Source organism: Aeromicrobium jepli (assembly GCF_047246605.1).
Lineage (GTDB): Bacteria > Actinomycetota > Actinomycetes > Propionibacteriales > Nocardioidaceae > Aeromicrobium.
Map to the genome: position 1 here is coordinate 165,172 of NZ_JBFOKO010000001.1, position 19,753 is coordinate 184,924.

Annotated in this window: 16 protein-coding genes; 10 read left to right on the forward strand and 6 right to left on the reverse strand. The window is 72.0% G+C overall.

The genetic code is table 11. The annotated features are described in order from the left end of the window. Positions 1 to 36: 36 nt before the first annotated feature. Positions 37 to 705 (reverse strand): response regulator, encoded by a 669-nt coding sequence (locus AB3M81_RS00750; protein WP_412901995.1) that lies wholly within the window; start codon positions 703 to 705, stop codon positions 37 to 39. Next, positions 702 to 1,895, reverse strand: coding sequence for a sensor histidine kinase (locus tag AB3M81_RS00755; RefSeq protein ID WP_412901996.1), 1,194 nt, complete (start codon positions 1,893 to 1,895; stop codon positions 702 to 704). The genes AB3M81_RS00750 and AB3M81_RS00755 overlap by 4 nt, the downstream gene beginning before the upstream one ends. A gap of 181 nt (positions 1,896 to 2,076) precedes the next feature. Between AB3M81_RS00755 and dnaK the strand changes: the two genes are divergently transcribed. From dnaK to AB3M81_RS00775, 4 genes are read left to right on the forward strand one after another with little or no spacing between them, the layout of a single operon-like run. Further along, complete coding sequence (gene dnaK / locus AB3M81_RS00760; protein WP_412901997.1) at positions 2,077 to 3,915, forward strand: molecular chaperone DnaK; 1,839 nt, start codon at positions 2,077 to 2,079, stop codon at positions 3,913 to 3,915. After that, a complete protein-coding gene (locus AB3M81_RS00765) occupies positions 3,912 to 4,487 on the forward strand; it encodes a nucleotide exchange factor GrpE (RefSeq protein WP_412901998.1) in 576 nt (191 codons plus the stop codon). The genes dnaK and AB3M81_RS00765 overlap by 4 nt, the downstream gene beginning before the upstream one ends. Before the next feature lie 30 nt (positions 4,488 to 4,517). Then, positions 4,518 to 5,627, forward strand: a complete 1,110-nt coding sequence (dnaJ, locus tag AB3M81_RS00770) for a molecular chaperone DnaJ (protein ID WP_412901999.1) — start codon at positions 4,518 to 4,520, stop codon at positions 5,625 to 5,627. Beyond that, positions 5,624 to 5,998, forward strand: coding sequence for a heat shock protein transcriptional repressor HspR (locus AB3M81_RS00775; protein ID WP_412902000.1), 375 nt, complete (start codon positions 5,624 to 5,626; stop codon positions 5,996 to 5,998). Before dnaJ ends, AB3M81_RS00775 begins: the two co-directional genes overlap by 4 nt. Positions 5,999 to 6,027: 29 nt before the next feature. Here the strand turns inward: AB3M81_RS00775 and AB3M81_RS00780 are convergent, their stop codons facing one another. Both AB3M81_RS00780 and AB3M81_RS00785 read right to left on the reverse strand, forming a co-directional pair. Next, a complete protein-coding gene (locus AB3M81_RS00780) occupies positions 6,028 to 6,483 on the reverse strand; it encodes a hypothetical protein (RefSeq protein WP_412902001.1) in 456 nt (151 codons plus the stop codon). A 44-nt stretch (positions 6,484 to 6,527) separates the two neighbouring features. Then, entirely contained in the window at positions 6,528 to 8,438 is a 1,911-nt protein-coding gene (locus AB3M81_RS00785) for a CotH kinase family protein (protein WP_412902002.1), read from the reverse strand. 294 nt (positions 8,439 to 8,732) lie between these two features. On the opposite strand from AB3M81_RS00785, the gene AB3M81_RS00790 reads away from it, so the two are divergent. From AB3M81_RS00790 to ppc, 3 genes are all read left to right on the forward strand, one after another. Then, the gene (locus AB3M81_RS00790) at positions 8,733 to 9,773 is read left to right on the forward strand and encodes a M4 family metallopeptidase (RefSeq protein ID WP_412902003.1); all 1,041 of its coding nucleotides are present in this window, start codon (positions 8,733 to 8,735) and stop codon (positions 9,771 to 9,773) included. Then, positions 9,734 to 10,018 carry a protealysin inhibitor emfourin gene (locus AB3M81_RS00795; protein WP_412902004.1) on the forward strand — a complete coding sequence of 95 codons (285 nt, stop codon included), beginning with the start codon at positions 9,734 to 9,736 and terminating at the stop codon, positions 10,016 to 10,018. The genes AB3M81_RS00790 and AB3M81_RS00795 overlap by 40 nt, the downstream gene beginning before the upstream one ends. A gap of 78 nt (positions 10,019 to 10,096) precedes the next feature. Then, positions 10,097 to 12,883, forward strand: a complete 2,787-nt coding sequence (gene ppc / locus AB3M81_RS00800) for a phosphoenolpyruvate carboxylase (RefSeq protein WP_412902005.1) — start codon at positions 10,097 to 10,099, stop codon at positions 12,881 to 12,883. A 79-nt stretch (positions 12,884 to 12,962) separates the two neighbouring features. Here the strand turns inward: ppc and AB3M81_RS00805 are convergent, their stop codons facing one another. Then, positions 12,963 to 14,486: an AMP-binding protein gene (locus tag AB3M81_RS00805; protein WP_412902006.1), complete on the reverse strand. Its 1,524-nt coding sequence runs from the start codon at positions 14,484 to 14,486 to the stop codon at positions 12,963 to 12,965. A 279-nt stretch (positions 14,487 to 14,765) separates the two neighbouring features. Here AB3M81_RS00805 and AB3M81_RS00810 point away from each other — a divergent pair, with 279 nt between their 5' ends. Beyond that, a complete protein-coding gene (locus AB3M81_RS00810) occupies positions 14,766 to 15,386 on the forward strand; it encodes a PaaI family thioesterase (protein ID WP_412902007.1) in 621 nt (206 codons plus the stop codon). Between the two features lie 3 nt (positions 15,387 to 15,389). On the opposite strand, the gene AB3M81_RS00815 is transcribed toward AB3M81_RS00810, so the two are convergent. Next, positions 15,390 to 16,247 (reverse strand): 3-hydroxybutyryl-CoA dehydrogenase, encoded by an 858-nt coding sequence (locus AB3M81_RS00815; protein WP_412902008.1) that lies wholly within the window; start codon positions 16,245 to 16,247, stop codon positions 15,390 to 15,392. A gap of 97 nt (positions 16,248 to 16,344) precedes the next feature. Between AB3M81_RS00815 and AB3M81_RS00820 the strand changes: the two genes are divergently transcribed. Continuing rightward, positions 16,345 to 16,731, forward strand: a complete 387-nt coding sequence (locus AB3M81_RS00820; RefSeq protein ID WP_412902009.1) for a hypothetical protein — start codon at positions 16,345 to 16,347, stop codon at positions 16,729 to 16,731. Positions 16,732 to 16,848: 117 nt separating this feature from the next. Further along, on the forward strand, positions 16,849 to 19,686 hold the full coding sequence (locus AB3M81_RS00825) for a 5'-nucleotidase C-terminal domain-containing protein (protein ID WP_412902010.1): 2,838 nt from the start codon (positions 16,849 to 16,851) through the stop codon (positions 19,684 to 19,686). The last annotated feature ends 67 nt before the right edge of the window (positions 19,687 to 19,753 follow it).

Below are 19,753 nucleotides of genomic sequence, written 5' to 3' on the forward strand. Positions count from 1 at the left end.
ATGACCCGCTGGGCGGCGCGGCGCCCCGGAGGCGGGTCAGCCCGCCAGGCCGGCCTCGAACGCCAGCAGCACGAGGTGCACGCGGTCGCGCGAGTCGGTCTTGGCGAGCAGGCGCCCGACGTGGGTCTTGACGGTGGCCTCCGAGACGAACAGCTCGTCGGCGATCTCGGGGTTGCTCAGGCCGCGGGCGATCAGCACGAGCACCTCGCGCTCGCGCTCGGTGACGGCGGCCAGCCGCGCAGCCGCCGAGGCCGAGACCTGACGGCCGGATCCGGAGTCGGCCAGGAAGTGGTCCAGCAGGCGCCGCGTGGTCGAGGGGGCCACGACCGCGTCGCCGGCGTGCACGGCGCGGATCGCCGCCAGCAGGTCCGGCGGCGCGGCGTCCTTCAGCAGGAACGCGGAGGCGCCCGCGCGCAGCGCGGCGAAGGCGTACTCGTCCAGGTCGAACGTCGTCAGGACGATGACGCGCGGTCCGTCGCCGCCGGGCGCGAGGCGCCGGGTGGCCTCGACGCCGTCGAGTCGCGGCATGCGCACGTCCATGAGGACGACGTCGGCCTGCACGTCGGCGAGCAGCGTCAGCGCCTCCTCGCCGTCGCCGGCCTCGCCGACCACGACGAGGTCGTCCTGGCTCTCGACGAGCATCCGGAACCCCGCACGGACCATCTGCTGGTCGTCGACGAGGACGACCCGGATCGGCTCGGTCACAGCGGGATCCTCGCACGCACGGCCCACCCGCCGCCGGGCGCGGGGCCGACGTCGAGCGTGCCGTCGTGCACCTCGACGCGCTCGCGCATGCCGAGCAGGCCCAGCCCGCCCGACGGCGCGGCGGAGGCGCCGTGGCCGTCGTCGCGGACCTCGACCTCGAGCGCGTCGCCCGTGGCGCGCAGTCGCACGGTGGCGCGCGCTCGCGGGCCGGCGTGCTTGCGGACGTTGGTGAGCGACTCCTGCACGAGCCGGAAGACGGTCAGGGCGATGCCGTCGGGCACCTCGGGCAGCGGGTCGGGCAGGTCGAGCTCGACGCGGTCGTCCGGTGCGACGAGCGACGGCAGGTCGACGAGGCGCGGCTGCGGTGCCAGGGCCGGGTCCTCGCTGCCGCGCAGGAGTCCCAGCAGCCGCCGCATCTCGGTGAGCGCGTCGCGGCCGACCGTGGCGACGGTCTCGAGCGTGCGCACGGCCACGGCCGGGTCCTTCTCGGCCGCGTAGCGTGCGCCGTCGGCCTGGACGATCACGACGGAGAGCCCGTGCGCGACGACGTCGTGCATCTCGCGCGCGATGCGGGTGCGCTCCTCGGCGGCGGCCAGCACGGCGCGCTGCTCGGCCTCGACCGCGAGCTGGCGGCCGCGCTCGACGAGGCCGGCCTCGTACGCCCGCCGGATGCGCGCCTGGCTGCCCAGGGCCCACGCCGCCAGCACGATCGCCGAGATCGTGAGGAAGTAGGGCGACAGGTCGTCGAGCCCGATGTCGTAGTCGACGTAGTCCAGCCCGGGCGGGAACCGCGCGATCTGCGCGGAGGTCCAGACCCAGGACGCGACGGCGGCGCCGCACAGGCCGACAAGGAGGCCGACGAGCGCCGCCCGCGCCGAGCCGAACCGGGCCAGTGCGTAGAGCGCGGCGGGAAAGCCGACCTGGCCCCACACCGGCATGTCGTAGGTCGCGGCCTGCAGCACGCTCGCGCCCGCGACGAAGGCGAACACGGCGACGGGGAACCGGCGGCGCCAGAACAGCGGGACGGTCTGCAGGACGCTGAACACGAGCGGCGCGGCGGAGGTCCCGAGCACGGCCACCATACCGAACGAGGGCAGTACGAGCGCGGTCGCGAAGACCACGTCGAACACGCGGGTCGCCCGCGGACCGAGCCGCCACGGGCGCGCGGACACGTCGAGCGGCTCCTCCATGCGCCCGAGCCTAGGGGCCGCGGCGGCGCGAGTCGTCAGACCGTGGTCGGACCCTCGGTGGTGACCGAGGTCACCCGGACGGGGGAATGTCTCGGCCTTGGGCGAAGTTGATAACGTATGACTCAAGTCTTTTGACCCACAGTTTTCAAGGCAGAGCACCACCGCAATCCCAGGAGGAACCATGGCTCGTGCAGTCGGCATCGACCTCGGTACGACGAACTCCGTCGTCGCCGTGCTCGAAGGTGGAGAGCCCACCGTCATCGCGAACGCCGAGGGCGCTCGCACCACCCCGTCCGTCGTCGCGTTCGCGAAGGACGGTGAGGTCCTGACCGGCGAGGTCGCCAAGCGCCAGGGCGTCACGAACGTCGATCGCACGATCCGCTCGGTCAAGCGCCACATGGGCACCGACTGGTCGATCGACATCGACGACAAGAAGTTCAACCCGCAGCAGATCAGCGCGTTCGTCCTGCAGAAGCTCAAGCGCGACGCCGAGGCCTACCTGGGCGAGCCGGTCACCGACGCGGTCATCACCGTGCCGGCGTACTTCAACGACCACCAGCGCCAGGCCACCAAGGAGGCCGGCGAGATCGCCGGCCTGAACGTCAGCCGCATCATCAACGAGCCCACCGCGGCCGCGCTCGCGTACGGCCTCGACAAGGGCGACGACCAGACGATCCTGGTGTTCGACCTCGGCGGCGGCACGTTCGACGTGTCCCTGCTCGAGATCGGCGACGGCGTCATCGAGGTCAAGGCCACCAGCGGTGACAACCACCTCGGCGGCGACGACTGGGACAACGCGATCGTCGACTGGCTCGTCAACAAGTTCAAGGCGTCCACCGGCGTCGACCTGACCAAGGACAAGATGGCGATGCCGCGCATCCGCGAGGCCGCCGAGCGCGCGAAGATCGAGCTGTCCAGCTCGTCCTCGACGTCGATCAACCTGCCCTACATCACGGTCGTCGACGGCAACCCCGTCTTCCTCGACGAGACGCTGACGCGCGCCGAGTTCGAGAAGATCACGTCCGACCTGCTCGAGCGCACGAAGAAGCCGTTCAACAACGTCATCCGTGACGCCGGCATCACCGTGAACGACATCGACCACGTCGTGCTGGTCGGCGGCTCGACCCGCATGCCCGCCGTCTCCGAGCTGGTCAAGCAGCTCACCGGCGGCAAGGAGCCCAACAAGGGCGTCAACCCCGACGAGGTCGTCGCGATCGGCGCCAGCCTGCAGGCCGGCGTGCTCAAGGGCGAGGTCAAGGACGTCCTGCTGCTCGACGTCACGCCGCTGTCGCTGGGCATCGAGACCAAGGGCGGCGTCATGACGAAGCTCATCGAGCGCAACACGACGATCCCGACCAAGCGGTCCGAGGTCTTCACGACGGCCGACGACAACCAGCCGTCCGTGGCGATCCAGGTCTACCAGGGCGAGCGCGAGATGGCGGCGGGCAACCAGCTGCTGGCCACGTTCGAGCTGACGGGCCTGCCCCCGGCTCCGCGCGGCGTGCCGCAGATCGAGGTCACCTTCGACATCGACGCCAACGGCATCGTCAACGTCTCGGCCAAGGACCGGGGCACCGGCAAGGAGCAGTCGATGACGATCACCGGCGGGTCCGCCCTGTCGAAGGACGACATCGACAAGATGGTCAAGGATGCCGAGCAGTACGCCGAGGAGGACCGCAAGCGCCGTGAGGCCGTCGAGGTCCGCAACCAGGCCGAGACGCTCGTCCACTCGACCGAGAAGTTCCTCGCCGAGAACGGCGACAAGGTCGGCGACGACGTCAAGACCGAGGTCCAGGGCGACATCGACGCGCTGAAGTCGGCCCTCGAGGGCGACGACACCGCGGCGATCCAGGAGGCCGTCACGAAGCTGGGCACCTCCAGCTCCAAGATGGGCGAGGCCATGTACGCCGCGGCGGCGGCCGAGGCGGGCGCCGAGGGCGCTCCCGCGGGTGACGCGCCGGCGGACGACGACGACGTCGTCGAGGCCGAGATCGTCGACGACGAGGGTGAGAAGAAGTGACCGAGCAGCCGTACGACGAGGCGGCCTCCTCGCAGGAGGAGGCGCCCGTCGACGGTGCCCCCGAGACGCCTGAGGAGGCGGCGGCCGAGCCCGCCGCCCCCGAGGGCCCCTCGCTCGAGGAGCAGCTGGCGGAGCGCACCGCCGACGTCCAGCGTGTCCAGGCCGAGTTCATCAACTACAAGCGCCGCGTCGAGGACGACCGGGTCCGCGCGGTCGAGACCGGCAAGCAGAAGGTGCTCGCCGAGCTGCTGACCGTGCTCGACGACCTCGGTCGCGCCGAGGAGCACGGCGAGCTGACCGGTGGCTTCAAGGCCGTGGCCGACCAGCTGCGCTCGACGCTCGCGAAGTTCGACCTCGTGTCGTTCGGCGAGGTCGGCGAGCCGTTCGACCCGAACCTGCACGAGGCCGTCTTCCACGCCGGCGAGGACCCGAACGTCGAGGTCCAGAGCATCGCGCAGGTCATGCGCACCGGCTACCGCGTGGGCGACCGCGTGCTGCGGCCGGCCGTGGTCGGCGTCGTCGATCCCGGGGTCGCCGCGGCGGCCACCGAGCAGCCGACGACCGACGACTGACGAAGGAAACCGAAGGAGAGGAGGGTTGTCATGAGTGCACCGACCGACTGGGCGACGAAGGACTTCTACCAGGTCCTGGGCGTGAAGAAGGACGCCTCGGCCGACGAGATCAAGAAGGCCTATCGCAAGCTCGCGCGTGACAACCACCCCGACTCCAACCCCGGCAACGCGCAGGCCGAGGAGCGGTTCAAGGCGATCTCGGAGGCCTACGGGGTCATCGGGAACGCCGAGAAGCGCAAGCAGTACGACGAGCAGCGCTCGCTGTTCGGGCAGTTCAAGGGCGGCTTCCCGCCGCCCGGCGGCGGTGGTCCCGGCGGGATGGGCGGGGTCGACTTCGACCTCGGCGACATCCTCGGCGGGATCTTCGGCGGGGGTGCGCGCGGCGGTCGGCGTCGCGCGCCCCAGCCGCGCCGCGGCGAGGACCTCGAGTCCGAGGCCACGATCACGTTCCGCCAGTCCGTGGAGGGCGTCACCCTGCCGCTGCGGCTGACCAGCGACGAGCCGTGCGCGAACTGTCACGGCACGGGCGCCCGGCCCGGCTCCGTGCCCAAGGTGTGCAGCAAGTGCCAGGGCAGCGGCATGCAGACCGGCGCGTCCGGTGGCGTGTTCGCGATGACCGAGCCGTGCTCGCAGTGCCGCGGTCGCGGGCTGATCGTCGAGCATCCGTGCGAGGTGTGCTCCGGCTCGGGCCGCGCCCCGTCCAGTCGCACGATCAACGTCAAGGTGCCCGCGGGCGTCAAGGACGGCCAGCGGATCAAGATCCGCGGCAAGGGCGGCAAGGGCGACAGTGGAGCCCCGGCGGGCGACCTGTTCCTGGTCGTCCACGTCGAGGGCGACGAGCGGTTCGGCCGCAAGGGCGACGACCTCACCGTCACGGTGCCGCTGCCGTTCGACGACGCGGTGCTCGGCGGCGAGGTCACGGCTCCCACGATCGACGGCTCGACCGTGAAGCTCAAGGTGCCGGCCGGCACGCCGAACGGGCGCACGTTCCGGGCCCGCGGCAAGGGCGGCACGAAGCGCGACGGCTCGCGCGGCGACCTGCTGGTCACCGTCGAGGTCGAGGTGCCCGGCGAGATCTCGGACGCGCAGCGCGCCGCGGTCGAGGCCTACCGTGAGGCGCGCGTCGGAGGTGTGGCATGAGCGAGTTCGTCCCGCCGGGACCCGATGCCAAGGTCTTCGTGATCAGCGTGGCCGCGGAGCTGTCGGGCCTGCACCCGCAGACCCTGCGGACCTACGACCGCATCGGCCTCGTCGAGGCCGGGCGCACGAGCGGCGGCGGCCGCCGCTACTCGCTGCGCGACATCGAGCTGCTGCGGATGGTGGCGCAGCTGACGGCCGAGGGGCTGGGCCTCGAGGGCGTCAAGCGCGTCATCGCCCTGGAGAACCAGGTCGCGGCCCTGCAGGCCAGGGTCGCCGAGCTGCAGGCCGAGCTGGCGCAGTCCCGCGCCCCGCAGAACCTGCCCGCCCTCTACGCGCAGCAGCCCATCGCCGTCTGGCACCGGCGCCGCTGATCACTCGCCCCGGGTCGCGCCACTCGGCGTCAGCGGTCCGGCGGCACGGACGGGCCGGCCGCGCCCTCACGGGTGACCGTGACGAGCGTCCCCACCGCCGGCACGGCCACCAGCAGCGCCGGCGCGGCGAGCACCAGAGTGCCGAGCAGCCCGTTGCTGCCGATGGCGAAGACCGCTCCCAGCAGAGCGAACAGCGACGGCACGGCACAGACGCCCGCGATGCCGGCGAGCGCCGATCGGTTCGCGCGGGCGCGTGCGGACCGGACGAGCACGAACAGCACGATCGCCACCGCGAGCACGACGAGCGAGAGCACGGCACCGAGCGCGCCGAGGAACGTGCCGAACCCGTCCCAGTCCCCGCCGTGGTCGGCCTCGTCGGTCACGATGAGGGCGCCCGAGAGGCCGAGTCCCACCAGCGCACCCGCGATGAGCATCCCGAGCACGACCATCAGGGCCCAGGACCACGAGTTCAGCGAGGAGCTCATGGGCGACGGTCCCACATCCGCCGCCGCCCGCGCAGCAGCACCGCTCAGCCGAGCTGCGTGTCGAGCCAGGCGAGTCGCCGCTGCAGCCACGTCGACAGCGCGGCAGCCTCGGCCGGCCACGAGCCGTGGAACACGTGGTTCGCGGGGTCCTCGAGGATCGTCGAGCCGAGCGGCATCCCGGCGCCTCCGGCCGAGGTGGGCGCGAAGTTCCGCTCAGCGGCGGCGGCGATCGTCGCGGCGGAGTCGTCGACGTACCGCGGCATCCCCATCACCGAGGCGCGCACCTCGCGCCAGCGCGCCCGCACCTGCGCCACGAACCACGGATCGCTCATCAGCCGCTGGTACCAGTGCCCCTCGGGTCCGCGCATCTGCGTCGGGTGGCACTGGGGCGTCTGCTGCTGCTCGGCGGACCAGTCGTGGTTGACGAACCAGCCCTCGGGATCGGCGATCGCGCAGTTGTGGCGGTTGCCCATTCCCTGGTCGAAGTCCCACGCCGGTCCCATGGCCAGCCGGCCGTCCCCGCCGAGCACCATCCAGACGCTGTTGTTGAACGCCGCGTCGATGTTCTTCGTGATCTCCCCGACGAGATAGGCGTCGACGAACGACGGCACGTCGACGCACGCCCGGTAGCCGTGGCGCGGGTCGGCGAAGTGCTCGGAGTAGAGCACGTCCTCGATCCGTCGCACCTGCTCCGCGGCGCGCGCGGCGACGGCGGGGTCCTGGCTGCTCTTGACGAAGACCTGCAGGTCCCGCGCGGTGCGGAAGCTCGGGTCGGTGTCCTCGTAGGAGTCGGCCTCGAGCAGGACGGCGCCCTCGGGCAGCGCGGCGCGAGCGGGCTCGACCTCGATGCCCTCGCCGAGCTGGTAGAGGCCCTTGCGCTCGCCGTTCAACCGGAGCTCGACGGGCTGGCTGCGGGGCGTCCACGCGGCACCGAGGCGACGGGCGAGCTCGAAGCCGGTCTCGTTGCGCAGCAGGGATCGATCGAAGAAGTTGGCCAGCAGCACCCAGTCCTTGCTGGCGGGCATGCCGTGGACCTCGGTGCGCTCGTCGAGCTTGACCTTGTACGGGAGCTTCGGCGCGACCATCGCGGTGCTGTTGCCCCGCACCCTCAGGCGGGCGCCGAGCGTGACGGGCTCCTCGCCGTCCACGGTGAGGGTCAGCGTGGTGCGCGAGTAGGTGGTCCTGCTCGTGATGGGCAGGCCGTCCTCGGTGGTGACGTCGAGGCGGCCGACCTCAGCCATCCGGTGCGACGTGTCACCGGCGCCCCACGCGACGCGGCCGCCGGCCGGCAGGTCGCAGCGCAGCGCCGGTGCCGGTGGCTCGGGCGTCGTGGCCGAGACGCGGACCGCGACGGACGCGCTGGTCAGCCGCGCGGCTCCCCGGGCGGCGCCCGTCGCGACGCGGTAGCGGGTCGAGGCGGTCGGGCGCACCGTCGCGACCGCCTGTCCGTTCGCGTCCTGGCGCGTCGTCGCGACGGTCCGCCACGTCGTGCCGGTCCACTGCTGGAACGAGACCGCGCGGCGGGCGCGTGCGGGAGCGAAGACGGCCGTGGCCCGCAGCGGCTCACCGGCCGAGGCGAGCTGCGGCAGGGAGAGACGCGCCGTCTGGGCGACCGGTCGGACGGTCAGGCGGCGGCTCGCGCGGTCGCGGGTGACGGCGCGCAGCGTGACGGTCGAGGTGAAGCGGCGGGTGAACGTGGCGGCGACCTTGCGGTCCGAGCGCTTCCTCGCCACGGTGACCCAGCGGCTGCCCGAGCGGCGCTGCAGGGTGATCGTGCGCTGGCCGGACCCGGGCAGGTCGGCGCGCACCGTGACGGTCTCGCCACGGATGGGCCGGGAGTCGGAGACCGCGAGCGTGGGCGGCGCGGCCTCGGCGCCGGTCGGGACGAGGGCGCCGGCGCCGACCGCGAGGGCCGCGAGGGCGGTGCGGCGGAGCCGCCGTCGCGCTGTGCTCACGCTGCTCCTTCGCCACACCCGTTTCGTCCGTCCCATCGTCCCATGCGCCGTGCCGCCGTGAGGCCGGTTTTGGCGAGCGGTGGCCGAGGTCACGGTGCATCGCAAGTGGCGCGGACGGGGGTCGCGAGTGGCGCAAAGTCGCCCGCCACTCGTCGAGTGGTGGGCACTTCTGCGCCACTCGCGGAACAGCGCGCGCCAGTCGGCATGCCGGCCCCGGACCGGCGCGAGGGCCACTCAGCGGGACGCCGTCGGCGCGTCCGGCACTTTGTCGGCGGCGGCCTCTACGGTCGTGGCATGGACTCGCATCGGGGGATCGTTCCACCACATCTGCTGCGCCGGATCGCCACGCTCGACGACGACCGTTTCGCCACCGCCGCGCAGGCGGCGCAGCGCGCGCTCGTCGAGCGGCCGCGCTGGCGCGCCCATCCCACGGTCGTGCCGCGGCCGCCGGCCGAGCCGGGCCTGCACCGGCGGATCCACGATGCCGGGAACGGCACCGAGCTGCCCGGCCGGCTCGTGCGCGACGAGGGCGACCCGGCCACGGGGGACGTCGCGGCGGACGAGGCGTACGACGGCTTCGGCGCCACGGACGCGCTGTTCCGCGGCGTCTACGGGCGCCGCTCGATCGACGACGCGGACATGCCGCTGCCCGGCACCGTCCACTACGGCCATGCCTACGACAACGCGTTCTGGGACGGCGCCCAGATGGTCTTCGGTGACGGCGACGGCGAGATCTTCGGCCGGTTCACCGCATCGCTCTCGGTGATCGGCCACGAGCTCACCCACGGGCTGGTCGAGTTCACCGCGGCGCTGATCTACCGCGGTCAGTCCGGCGCCCTCAACGAGTCGATCGCCGACGTCTTCGGCGCGCTCGTCGAGCAGCACGCGGCGAACCAGACGGCCGACGAGGCCAGCTGGCTGATCGGGCAGGGCCTGTTCACCGACCAGGTCGAGGGCGATGCCCTGCGCTCCATGGCGGCACCCGGCACGGCGTACGACGACGACGTGCTCGGCAAGGACCCGCAGCCGGCGCACATGGACGACTTCATCGACACCACCGACGACAACGGCGGCGTCCACCTCAACTCCGGGATCCCCAACAAGGCGTTCCACCTCGTGGCGACCGGACTCGGCGGATTCGCCTGGGAGGTCGCGGGCCGCATCTGGCTCGACGCGCTGCTCGGCGACCTGTCGCCGCAGGCCGACTTCGAGGAGTTCGCGCGCGCCACGATCGTGGCCGCGCAGGCCCACGACGCCGCTGACGTGGTCCGGGATGCGTGGCAGGCTGTGGGGGTATGGACCAGCTCCACGAGCCCCTCCTCGTCGTCCGGGTGACCCGCACCGGTGGCTTCGCCGGGCTGCGCCGGCAGTGGCAGGTCGAGGCCACCTCCGAGGACGAGGCCCAGGAGTGGTGGCCCCTCGTCGAGGCGTGCCCGTGGGACGCCACGCCCGACGACGGGTACCCCGACGGCTTCGTCTACGAGGTGAGTGCCAACGACCGTGCCGCCGTCCTGCCCGAGCGGCAGGTCGACGGCCCGTGGCGCAACCTCGTCGACGCCGTGGTCGGTCACGCGTCCTGAGGCGGGTCGCGCCTCGACCTGACTAGGCTGGGAGCGGGCAACGGCGCCCCGGGACGAACGCCTGCCGAGGGGAGCCACATGACCGCATCCGAGTTCGACGCCATCGCCAACTCCAAGGACGAGGGCCTGCGCGCCGACGTGCGCCGGGTCGCCGACCTGCTGGGCGAGACGCTGCGCCGCCTCGAGGGCCAGGAGCTGTTCGACCAGGTCGAGCTGGTCCGCGCCCAGGGCAAGGTGCTCGAGGAGAGCGAGGACGACGACGCGCGGCACGCCGCCGTGGTCGAGATCCGGCGGCTGCTCGCCGAGCTCGACGCGCCCACCGTGGGCAAGCTCGTGCGCGCGTTCAGCGTCTACTTCAACCTCGCCAACGTGGCCGAGCAGGTCGCCCGCGTGCGCGGGATCGAGGCGCGGCCCGACGACGACGGCTGGCTCGCCCGCACGATCGGCGAGATCGTCGCCGAGCAGGGGCCCGAGGGACTCGCCGCGGGCATCGAGCGGCTCGACACCCGGGCGATCTTCACCGCGCATCCCACCGAGGTCAGTCGCCGCACCGTCCTGACGAAGCTGCGCCGCATCGCCGACCTGCTCGCCACGTCCGCCGAGCCCGGCACGCGCCGTCGCGCCGCGCAGGACAAGGACCTCGCGCAGCTCATCGACCTGATCTGGCAGACCGACGCCGTCCGGCGCACGCGCCCGACCCCCGTCGACGAGGCACGCCACCTGGTCTTCTTCCTGCAGCAGATCCTCGAGGAGGCGCTGCCGGGCGTCGCGTCCGACCTCGCCGACCAGCTGGCCGAGCACGGCATCCGGCTCGACCCGGCGCGCCGGCCGATCTCGTTCGGCACGTGGATCGGCGGCGACCGCGACGGCAACCCGAACGTCACCCCCGAGGTCACGCTCAGCATTCTGCAGCTGCAGAACCGCATCGCCACGCGGATCATCACGTCCAACCTGGACCTGCTCATCCGCGAGCTGTCCCCGTCGGCCGAGCTGGTCGAGGTCAGCGAGGCGCTCACGAAGTCGCTGCAGGCCGACCTCACGGCGCTGCCCGACATCGACCCGCGCCTGCTCACCGTCAACGCGCACGAGCCCTACCGCCTCAAGCTCTCGTGCATGCGTCTCAAGGTCGAGAACTCGGCAGCCCGCGTCGCGGCCGGCACGCCGCACGTGCCCGGTCGCGACTACGCGAACCGCGACGAGCTGCTGGCGGACCTCGCGATCGTCGAGACCTCGCTGCGCGAGAACGGCGGCGAGCTCATCGCCGACCGCATGCTGGCGCGCGCCATCCGCACGATCTCGTCGGTGGGCCTGCACCTGGCCACGATGGACATCCGCGAGCACGCCGAGGCGCACCACCACGCCCTGGGCCTGCTGTTCGACCGGCTCGGCGAGTCCGACCGGCCGTACGCCGACCTCAGTCGCGAGGAGCGGTTCGCGCTGCTCTCCGACGAGCTCGTCCGGCCGCGTCCGCTCGCGCCCGAGCCGCCGCCCCTCGACGAGTGGGGCGCGCGCACGTACGGCGTGTTCACCGCGGTGCGCGAGCTCAAGCAGACCTTCGGCGACGACGTCATCGAGTCGTACATCGTGTCGATGACCCTCGACGGCGACGACCTGCTGGCGCCCATCGTGCTGGCGCGGCAGGCGGGCCTGGTCGACCTCGTCGGCGGCGAGGGCACCGAGCCGTTCGCGCGGCTGGACTTCGTGCCGCTGCTGGAGACGGTCGAGGAGATCCGGCGCGCCGGCACGGTCCTCGACCAGCTGCTGTCGGACCCGCGCTACCGCCAGCTGGTGCGCCTGCGGGACAACCGCCAGGAGGTCATGCTGGGCTACTCCGACTCCAACAAGGCCGGCGGCATCACCACCTCGCAGTGGGAGCTGCACCGGGCACAGCGGGCGCTGCGCGACGTGGCCCAGCGACACGGCGTGACCCTGCGGCTGTTCCACGGCCGGGGTGGCACGGTCGGCCGCGGCGGCGGACCGACGTACGACGCGATCCTGGCCCAGCCGTACGGCGTGCTGACCGGCGACATCAAGTTCACCGAGCAGGGCGAGGTCATCAGCGACAAGTACTCGCTGCCGCGCCTCGGCCACGAGAACCTCGAGCTCTCGCTGGCCGCCGTGCTGGAGGCGTCGACGCTGCACCTCGAGGCGCGCACGCCCTCCGAGACGATGCTGCACTGGGACGACGTCATGACCTCGATCAGCGACGCCGCGTACGCCGCCTACCGACGGCTGATCGACGCGCCCGGCCTGTTCGACTACTTCCTGGCGTCCACGCCCGTCGACCAGCTGGGCGACCTCAACATCGGCTCGCGACCGGCCCGGCGACCCGACGCCGGCGGCGGCATCGACTCGCTGCGCGCCATCCCGTGGGTGTTCGGCTGGACGCAGAGTCGCCAGATCGTCCCCGGCTGGTTCGGCGTCGGCAGTGGTCTGCGCGCGGCGCGGCTCGCGGGCGAGGAGAAGGTGCTGGCCGAGATGCTCGACCAGTGGCACTTCTTCCGCACGTTCATCTCGAACGTGGAGATGACGCTGGCCAAGACCGACATGGCCGTCGCCGGGCACTACGTCGAGACGCTCGTGCCGGCCGACCTGCGGCCGATCTTCGATCTCATCCGCGCCGAGCACGCGGTCACGGTCGAGGAGGTGCTGCGGGTGACCGGCGAGCGGCACCTGCTCGACGACCAGCCCGCGCTCAAGCGCACGCTCGAGGTCCGTGACGCGTACCTGCAGCCGATCTCGTTCGCGCAGGTCGACCTGCTGGCCCGCTACCGCGAGGACCCCGAGGCCGTCGACGAGGACATGCGCGCCGCGCTGCTGCAGACCGTCAACGGCATCGCCAACGGCCTGCGCAACACCGGGTAGCCGGGCGGCACGCTGAGTTGCACGTTCGGCCCGCGACACGCCGCGATCAGCTGGCGGAACGTGCAACTCAGCGGGTCGGTCAGTTGACCTGGCGGTCGCGGCCCTCCCAGTACTCGGCGCGCAGCTTGAACTTCTGCAGCTTGCCCGTCGCGGTGCGGGCCAGCTCCTCGCGGAACTCGACGCGCTTGGGCACCTTGTAGCCGGCGAGGCGCTCGCGGGCGTGGGCCCGGATGTCCTCCTCGGTGACGTCGCCCTCGACGACGACGAGGGCCATGACGAGCTCGCCCCACTTGTCGTCCGGGACGCCGATCACCGCGACCTCGCGCACGGCGGGGTGCGACGCGAGGACGTCCTCGACCTCGATCGACGAGACGTTCTCGCCGCCCGAGACGATGACGTCCTTCTTGCGGTCGGCGATCGTGACGTAGCCGTCCTCGTACGTGCCGCCGTCGCCCGTGTGGAACCAGCCGCCCTGCAGCGCGTCGGCCGTGGCGTCGGGGTTCTCCCAGTACGACTCCAGGACCGTGTTGCTGCGCGCGAGGATCTCGCCCTGGTCGTCGACCATGATGCGCGTGCCGATCGTGGGCGCGCCGGCGCGCGAGAGCAGGCGGGCCTGCTCCTGCGGCTCGAGCTCCTCCCACTCCTGCCGCATGCGCGACATCGTCAGCAGCGGCGAGGTCTCGGTCAGCCCGTAGATCTGGATGAACTCCCAGCCGAGCTCCTCGCGCACGCGCTGGATCGTGCGGGTCGGCGGGGGAGCGCCCGCGACGATGCAGCGGACGCGGTCGCGGCCGGTCTCGCCCTCCCAGTCGGGCAGCGCGTCGAGCACGGCGTTGAGCACGGCCGGCGCGCAGGCCAGGACCGTCACGCCGTGCTCCTCGATGCGCCGGAGGATCTCGGTGCCGTCGATCTGGCGGATCACGACCTGCTTCGCGCCGATGCCGGTCGTCGCGTAGAGCAGGCCCCAGCCGTCGCAGTGGAACATGGGCAGCGTGTGCAGGTAGACGTCGCGGTCGGTCAGCGTCGCGTGCCAGCCGAACGTGGTGGCGTTGACCCAGCGGGCGCGGTGCGTCTGCTGGACGCCCTTCGGCCGCGCCGTCGTGCCCGAGGTGTAGTTGATCGTGGCGGTGGCGTTCTCGTCCGGCTCCCACGCGGCCGGCTCGGCGTTCGACGCCCAGATCCGGTCGTCGTCCCGGCCGAGCACGAACACGTGCTTCGCGGACGAGCAGGCGTCGGCGAGGTGCTCCAGCTCGGGGTCGAGCATGACGACCTCGGCCCCGCAGTGCTCGACGATGTACTGCACCTCGGCGGGCGCCAGCCGGAAGTTCACCGGCACGAAGATGCGGCCCCAGTTGGCGACGCCGTAGAACGAGGCCAGCAGTCGGGCCGCGTTGTGCGACACCATCGCGACGCGCGCGCCCTGGGGGACGCCGAGCTCGTCGAGCGTCGCCGCCTGGCTGCGGGCCTTCGCGTACAGCTGCGCGTACGTCAGCTCGCCCCACGACTCCGCCACCTGGTTCGGCTCGTCGACCACGGCGATGCGGTCGGGGTAGACGGCACGGGCGCGGTCGAGGAAGTCGCGCAGCGTCAGCGGGACGATCATGGGGCCTCCGGCAGGGTCGTGGTGTGCGTGTGGGTCACGTCACGCTGCCATTGTGGCGACTTCGGCGGTGCCCGTGCACCCCGAGGACCCGCGCGAGCGACGAGCGGTCGCGGCCTCCCGGTGAGCGGCGGCGGCCCGGTGGCGCCCGTCGGCGGCCCGTCCCTGGGCGACTTCTGGAACGGGATCCACGCCACTCGACGCGCGGAAGGTGGAACGCGTTCCAAAAGTCGGGACGGGGGAGCGGGCGAGCGGTCCCGGGCCGCTTGGTAGCCTCGCGGCGTGAGCTGGGAAGAGATGTTCAAGGGCGACTTCGCCGCGGACGAGGTGCGCTCCTACGGCGAGCTCGTGACCAACCTGCACGCGCTGCAGGACGCGCTCGCGTCCATGCGCATGGACCGCGCCGAGATCGACGACCTCGCCGCGGACCTGGCCTCGTGGCGCGAGCGCCTCGAGAAGCTCGGCACCGACGAGCAGCACCAGGTCAACGGGCGCGTCGCCGAGCTGCCCGTGCGCGGCCACGCGATGCTGCCCGAGCTGCAGGTCACGTCCCGGACCTCCGAGCGGGTCGAGGGCACAGTGCGCTTCGGCCGTTGGTTCATGGGCGGCGGCATGGCCGTGCACGGCGGCGCGATCGGCCTGCTGTTCGACGAGGTCCTGGGCATCCTGGCCTCGCTGGCCGCGGGTGGCATCACCCGCACCGCGTATCTGCACACGGACTACCGCGCGCTCACGCCCATCGACACCGAGCTGCACGCGGCGGCGTGGATCGACCGCGTCGAGGGCCGCAAGTGGTTCGTGCGTGGCGAGATCCGCCACGGCGACACGGTGTGCGCCGAGAGCGAGGGCCTGTTCCTGCGCCTGCTGCCCGAGCAGGGCCTGGGCAAGCGCACGACCGGCTGAGGCTCAGCCGTACGGGTAGAACCCGTGCCCGGACTTCTTGCCCAGCAGGCCGGCGTCGACCATGCGGTCGAGCAGTGGCGGCGGCGAGTACAGCGGCTCCTTGAACTCCTCGTAGAGCGACTCGCCGATGGCCTTGATCGTGTCGAGGCCGATGAGGTCGCTCAGCGCGAGCGGGCCCATCGGGTGGCCGCAGCCGAGCACCATGCCGTTGTCGATGTCCTTCGCGGACGCGTAGCCCGCCTCGTACATCCGGATCGCCGACAGCAGGTACGGCACGAGCAGCGAGTTCACGATGAACCCGGCGCGGTCGGTCGCGTCGATCGGCTGCTTGCCCAGCTGCTCGGAGACGTAGTGGCGCATGCGCTCGAGCGTCTTGTCGCCGGTGGTCAGCGAGGGGATCAGCTCGACGAGCTTCATGACGGGCGCCGGGTTGAAGAAGTGCACGCCCATGACGCGGTCGGGCCGGCCCGAGACGGCGCCGAGCTTGACGATCGGGATGGACGAGGTGTTCGAGGCCAGGATCGCGTCGGGGTCCTCGAGGATCGCGCCGATGCGCGTGAACAGGTCGAGCTTGACCTTCTCCTGCTCGCTCGCCGCCTCGATCACGAGCTGGCGGTCGGCGAGGTCCTCGAGCCGGGTCGAGACGACGATCGCGTCGAGGGTGGCGTCACGGTCGGCCTCGGTGAGCTTGCCGCGGTCGACCGCGCGCTGCAGCGACGCGGCGATGCGCTCGCGGGCGGCCTGCGCGGACTCCTCGGAGACCTCGACGACGACGACCGAGATGCCGGCGCGGGCGTTGACCTCGGCGATGCCCGAGCCCATGAGCCCGCCGCCCACGACTCCGATGCGTTCGATGCTCATGACACTCCTGAAGGTGATGGATTCCTCACCTTCGACGGTACACTCCCGCCGGGTGCGCCTCCGCGGCCGGTCGGGCGCGGCGTGATGGGATGGAGTCATGCGTGTGTGGCTGCCGGTGCTGATGGTGCTGGTCCTCGCGGGCTGCGGCGGCAACGACGACGAGCCCGGGGCGACTCCCAGCGCGGTCCCGACCACCCCCGGCGGCGTCGCGCAGGTCCCCGGCACGGTCGATCCGCTCGCGATCACGAGCTTCACGTGCCGCAAGGGCGACGACGGCCGCTGGCGCGTCAAGGGCACGCTCACCAACACCGCGTCGGCCACGCGCGACTACCGCGTGACGGTGTTCATCGGGCAGCAGACCGGTCCCGCGCGCACGGTCGACCTCGACCGCGTCAAGGGCGGCGCGAGCGTCCCGTTCACGGCCCAGCCGGTCGTCGCGGCACCCGACGGGCCGTGCCGCCTGCAGGCCCTCGTGCGGCTCTGAACCGGCCGCCCCGGCTTTTCTCCAGTCCTTAACCAAACTGTCACCGAGGACGCTGTTCCTGGCCCGCTCCCAGGGTTACGGTGTGGCCACCCGTTTCCTGCTGACAGAAGGACAGACGTGCTCAAGTCCCGACGATCCGTCTCCGCCCTGGCGGTCGGTGCGCTGCTGTGCGCACCCCTCGCGGTGGCGCCAGCGGCCAGTGCCGCACCCGTCGACATCACCTTGATCGACATCAACGACTTCCACGGTCGCATCGACTCCAACACCACCAAGTTCGCCACGACCGTGCAGAACATCCGGTCGGAGGAGGGCGCGGCGAACACGCTCTTCCTCTCGGTCGGCGACAACATCGGCGCCTCGCCCTTCGCCTCGGCCACGCAGAAGGACTCGCCCACGATCGACGTGCTGAACGCGCTCGACCTGGCCGTGTCCGCCGCGGGCAACCACGAGTTCGACCGCGGCTACGACGACCTCGTGGGTCGCGTCGCGGGCGAGGCCGACTTCCCGTACCTGGGCGCCAACGTCGTGAAGCGCTCCGACGGCTCGCCGGCGCTTCCGGCCTCCGAGGTCGTCACCGTCGGCGGCCTCGACGTCGCCGTCATCGGCGCGGTCACGGAGGAGACGCCCGCCCTGGTCACCCCGACCGGCATCGAGACGATCCGCTTCACCGAGCCCGTCGCCGCCGTCAACGCCGAGGCCGCTCGCCTCGAGGCGCTGCCGGCCGACCAGCGCCCGGACGTCATCGTCGCGGCGTACCACGAGGGCGCCGGCGCGGGCACGCCCGACGGCTCGACCCTGGAGCAGGAGCTGGCGCACGGCGGCGCCTTCGCCAACCTGGTGAACAACACGTCGGCCTCGGTCGACGCGATCTTCACCGGCCACACGCACAAGACCTACGCGTGGGACGCCCCGGTGCCCGGCACCGACGACACGCGCCCGGTCATCCAGACCGGCAGCTACGGCGAGAACATCGGCAAGGTCACCCTGTCGGTCGACTCCGACACCGGCGAGATCACGGCGCACACGGTCGAGAACGTCAAGCGCGCCACGACGGCCAACCTGGCCGATCCCACCGTCGCCCAGGTCGACACGATCGTCAGTGAGGCGCTCGCGCACGCCGCCGCGATCGGCAACGAGAAGGTCGGCACGATCACCGCCGACATCACGCGTGCCTTCAGCGGCGGCTCGTACGTCGACGGCAAGTACGTCGGCGGCACGACCGACGACCGCGCGAGCGAGTCCACGCTCGGCAACCTCGTCCCGGACGCGATGCTCGCCCAGTCGAAGGGCACCCCGGCGCCCGCCGACCTGGCCATCAACAACCCGGGCGGCCTGCGCAACTCCGAGCTGTTCTACGCGGGCAACACCGCGACCGGCGGACCGAACAACACGGACGGCGTGGTCACGTTCGCCGAGGCGAACACGATCCTGCCGTTCACGAACAACCTCTACACGGTCACCCTGTCGGGCGCGGCGCTCACGAAGGTCCTCGAGCAGCAGTGGCAGCGCGAGCCGAACGGCAACGTCTCGAGCCGCCCCTACCTGCAGCTGGGCCTGTCGAAGAACGTCCGCTACACGTACGACGCGACCCGCCCCGAGGGCGACCGCATCACGAGCGTCTGGATCAACGACCAGCTGCTCGACCCGGCGAAGTCCTACAAGGTCATCGCGCCGTCCTTCCTGGCGACCGGCGGTGACAACTTCCGCGCCTTCCGGGAGGGCACCTGGGTCGACACCGGCGTCGTCGACTACGAGGGCTGGATCGACTACCTGGGCAAGAACAGCCCGGTCGCCCCGGACTTCGCGCGCCGCTCGGTGGCCGTCACGGGCGTGCAGGACTCCTACACCGCCGGTGACACCGTCTCGTTCTCTCTGCCGAAGCTGAACCTGACGTCGCTCGGCAGCCCGGCCAACACCTCCGTGACCGCCGTGCTGGAGTACGGCGACGGCAAGAAGAAGGCGCTCGGCACCAAGGCCGTCACCAACGGCGCCAGCGAGACGTTCGAGTTCACCCTGCCGCGCGGCGCCTTCGACCAGCCGGTCATCCGCGCGACGGCGGCCCCGAGCGGCACCGTCGTCACGATTCCGCTGTCGGTCGACGCGCTCGCGCCGGCGACCAGCACCACGACCGCGACCGCTCCTGAGCAGGTCACCAAGGGCGAGACGTTCGACGTCGACGTCACCGTGTCCGCGTCCGACGCCCTGGCCCCCGAGGGCGAGGTCGTCGTGAAGGACGGCGCGAACGAGGTCGGCACCGCCACCCTCGCCGACGGCGAGGCCACGGTCGAGGTCGACGCCGCGGACCTGCGCCTGGGTGCGCGGCGCCTGACGGTCTCCTACACCGGCGAGGCCGGCGTGGCCGAGTCCTCCACGACCGTCCCGGTCGAGGTCATCAAGGGCGAGACCACGTTCTCGGCCACGGGCTCCACGACGCCGTACGGCACGTCGCCGCGCATCACGCTGACGGCGGACGCCGGCACGAGCGGCATCGTCTACGTCGCCAACCAGCTGGGCATCACGGTGGGCACCGCCTTCCTCAGCGACGGCCGGGGCACGTTCCGCTTCGCCGGCACGGCGCTGCGACCGGGCTCGCACACCTTCGGTCTGTTCTTCAACGGCAGCGCCTCGTACGAGCCGGCCGACGCCACGGCGACCGTCACGGTCACCAAGGCCGGTGCCTCGGTCCGCGCGGCGATCGCCAAGAAGATCACCACGCAGAAGCGCGCCACGCTGACCGCCCGGGTCTCGGCCAAGGGCTTCACCCCGACCGGCACGGTCGTCGTGAAGCGCGGCGCCAAGGTCGTGGGCAAGGCGAAGCTCAAGGACGGCGTCGCCCGCGTGAAGCTGGCCAAGCTGTCCCGCGGCACGGCCCGCCTGACGGTGACCTACTCCGGCAGCAGCGTCGCGAAGCCGGCGAAGACCACCGTCAGGACGACGGTCGTCAAGAAGAAGTGACCCGCACCGGGGCGGCCTGCAGCGCAGGCCGCCCCGGTCGCATTCCCAGCACCCACGTCGAAGGAAC

Bases quoted from the DNA above. Each gene is read 5' to 3' on its own strand.
- AB3M81_RS00755 (WP_412901996.1), bottom strand. From the start codon at position 1,895: ATGGAGGAGCCGCTCGACGTGTCCGCGCGCCCGTGGCGGCTCGGTCCG.
- dnaK (WP_412901997.1), top strand. From the start codon at position 2,077: ATGGCTCGTGCAGTCGGCATCGACCTCGGTACGACGAACTCCGTCGTC.
- dnaJ (WP_412901999.1), top strand. From the start codon at position 4,518: ATGAGTGCACCGACCGACTGGGCGACGAAGGACTTCTACCAGGTCCTG.
- AB3M81_RS00775 (WP_412902000.1), top strand. From the start codon at position 5,624: ATGAGCGAGTTCGTCCCGCCGGGACCCGATGCCAAGGTCTTCGTGATC.
- AB3M81_RS00780 (WP_412902001.1), bottom strand. From the start codon at position 6,483: ATGAGCTCCTCGCTGAACTCGTGGTCCTGGGCCCTGATGGTCGTGCTC.
- AB3M81_RS00790 (WP_412902003.1), top strand. From the start codon at position 8,733: ATGGACTCGCATCGGGGGATCGTTCCACCACATCTGCTGCGCCGGATC.
- AB3M81_RS00795 (WP_412902004.1), top strand. From the start codon at position 9,734: ATGGACCAGCTCCACGAGCCCCTCCTCGTCGTCCGGGTGACCCGCACC.
- ppc (WP_412902005.1), top strand. From the start codon at position 10,097: ATGACCGCATCCGAGTTCGACGCCATCGCCAACTCCAAGGACGAGGGC.
- AB3M81_RS00805 (WP_412902006.1), bottom strand. From the start codon at position 14,486: ATGATCGTCCCGCTGACGCTGCGCGACTTCCTCGACCGCGCCCGTGCC.
- AB3M81_RS00815 (WP_412902008.1), bottom strand. From the start codon at position 16,247: ATGAGCATCGAACGCATCGGAGTCGTGGGCGGCGGGCTCATGGGCTCG.
- AB3M81_RS00820 (WP_412902009.1), top strand. From the start codon at position 16,345: ATGCGTGTGTGGCTGCCGGTGCTGATGGTGCTGGTCCTCGCGGGCTGC.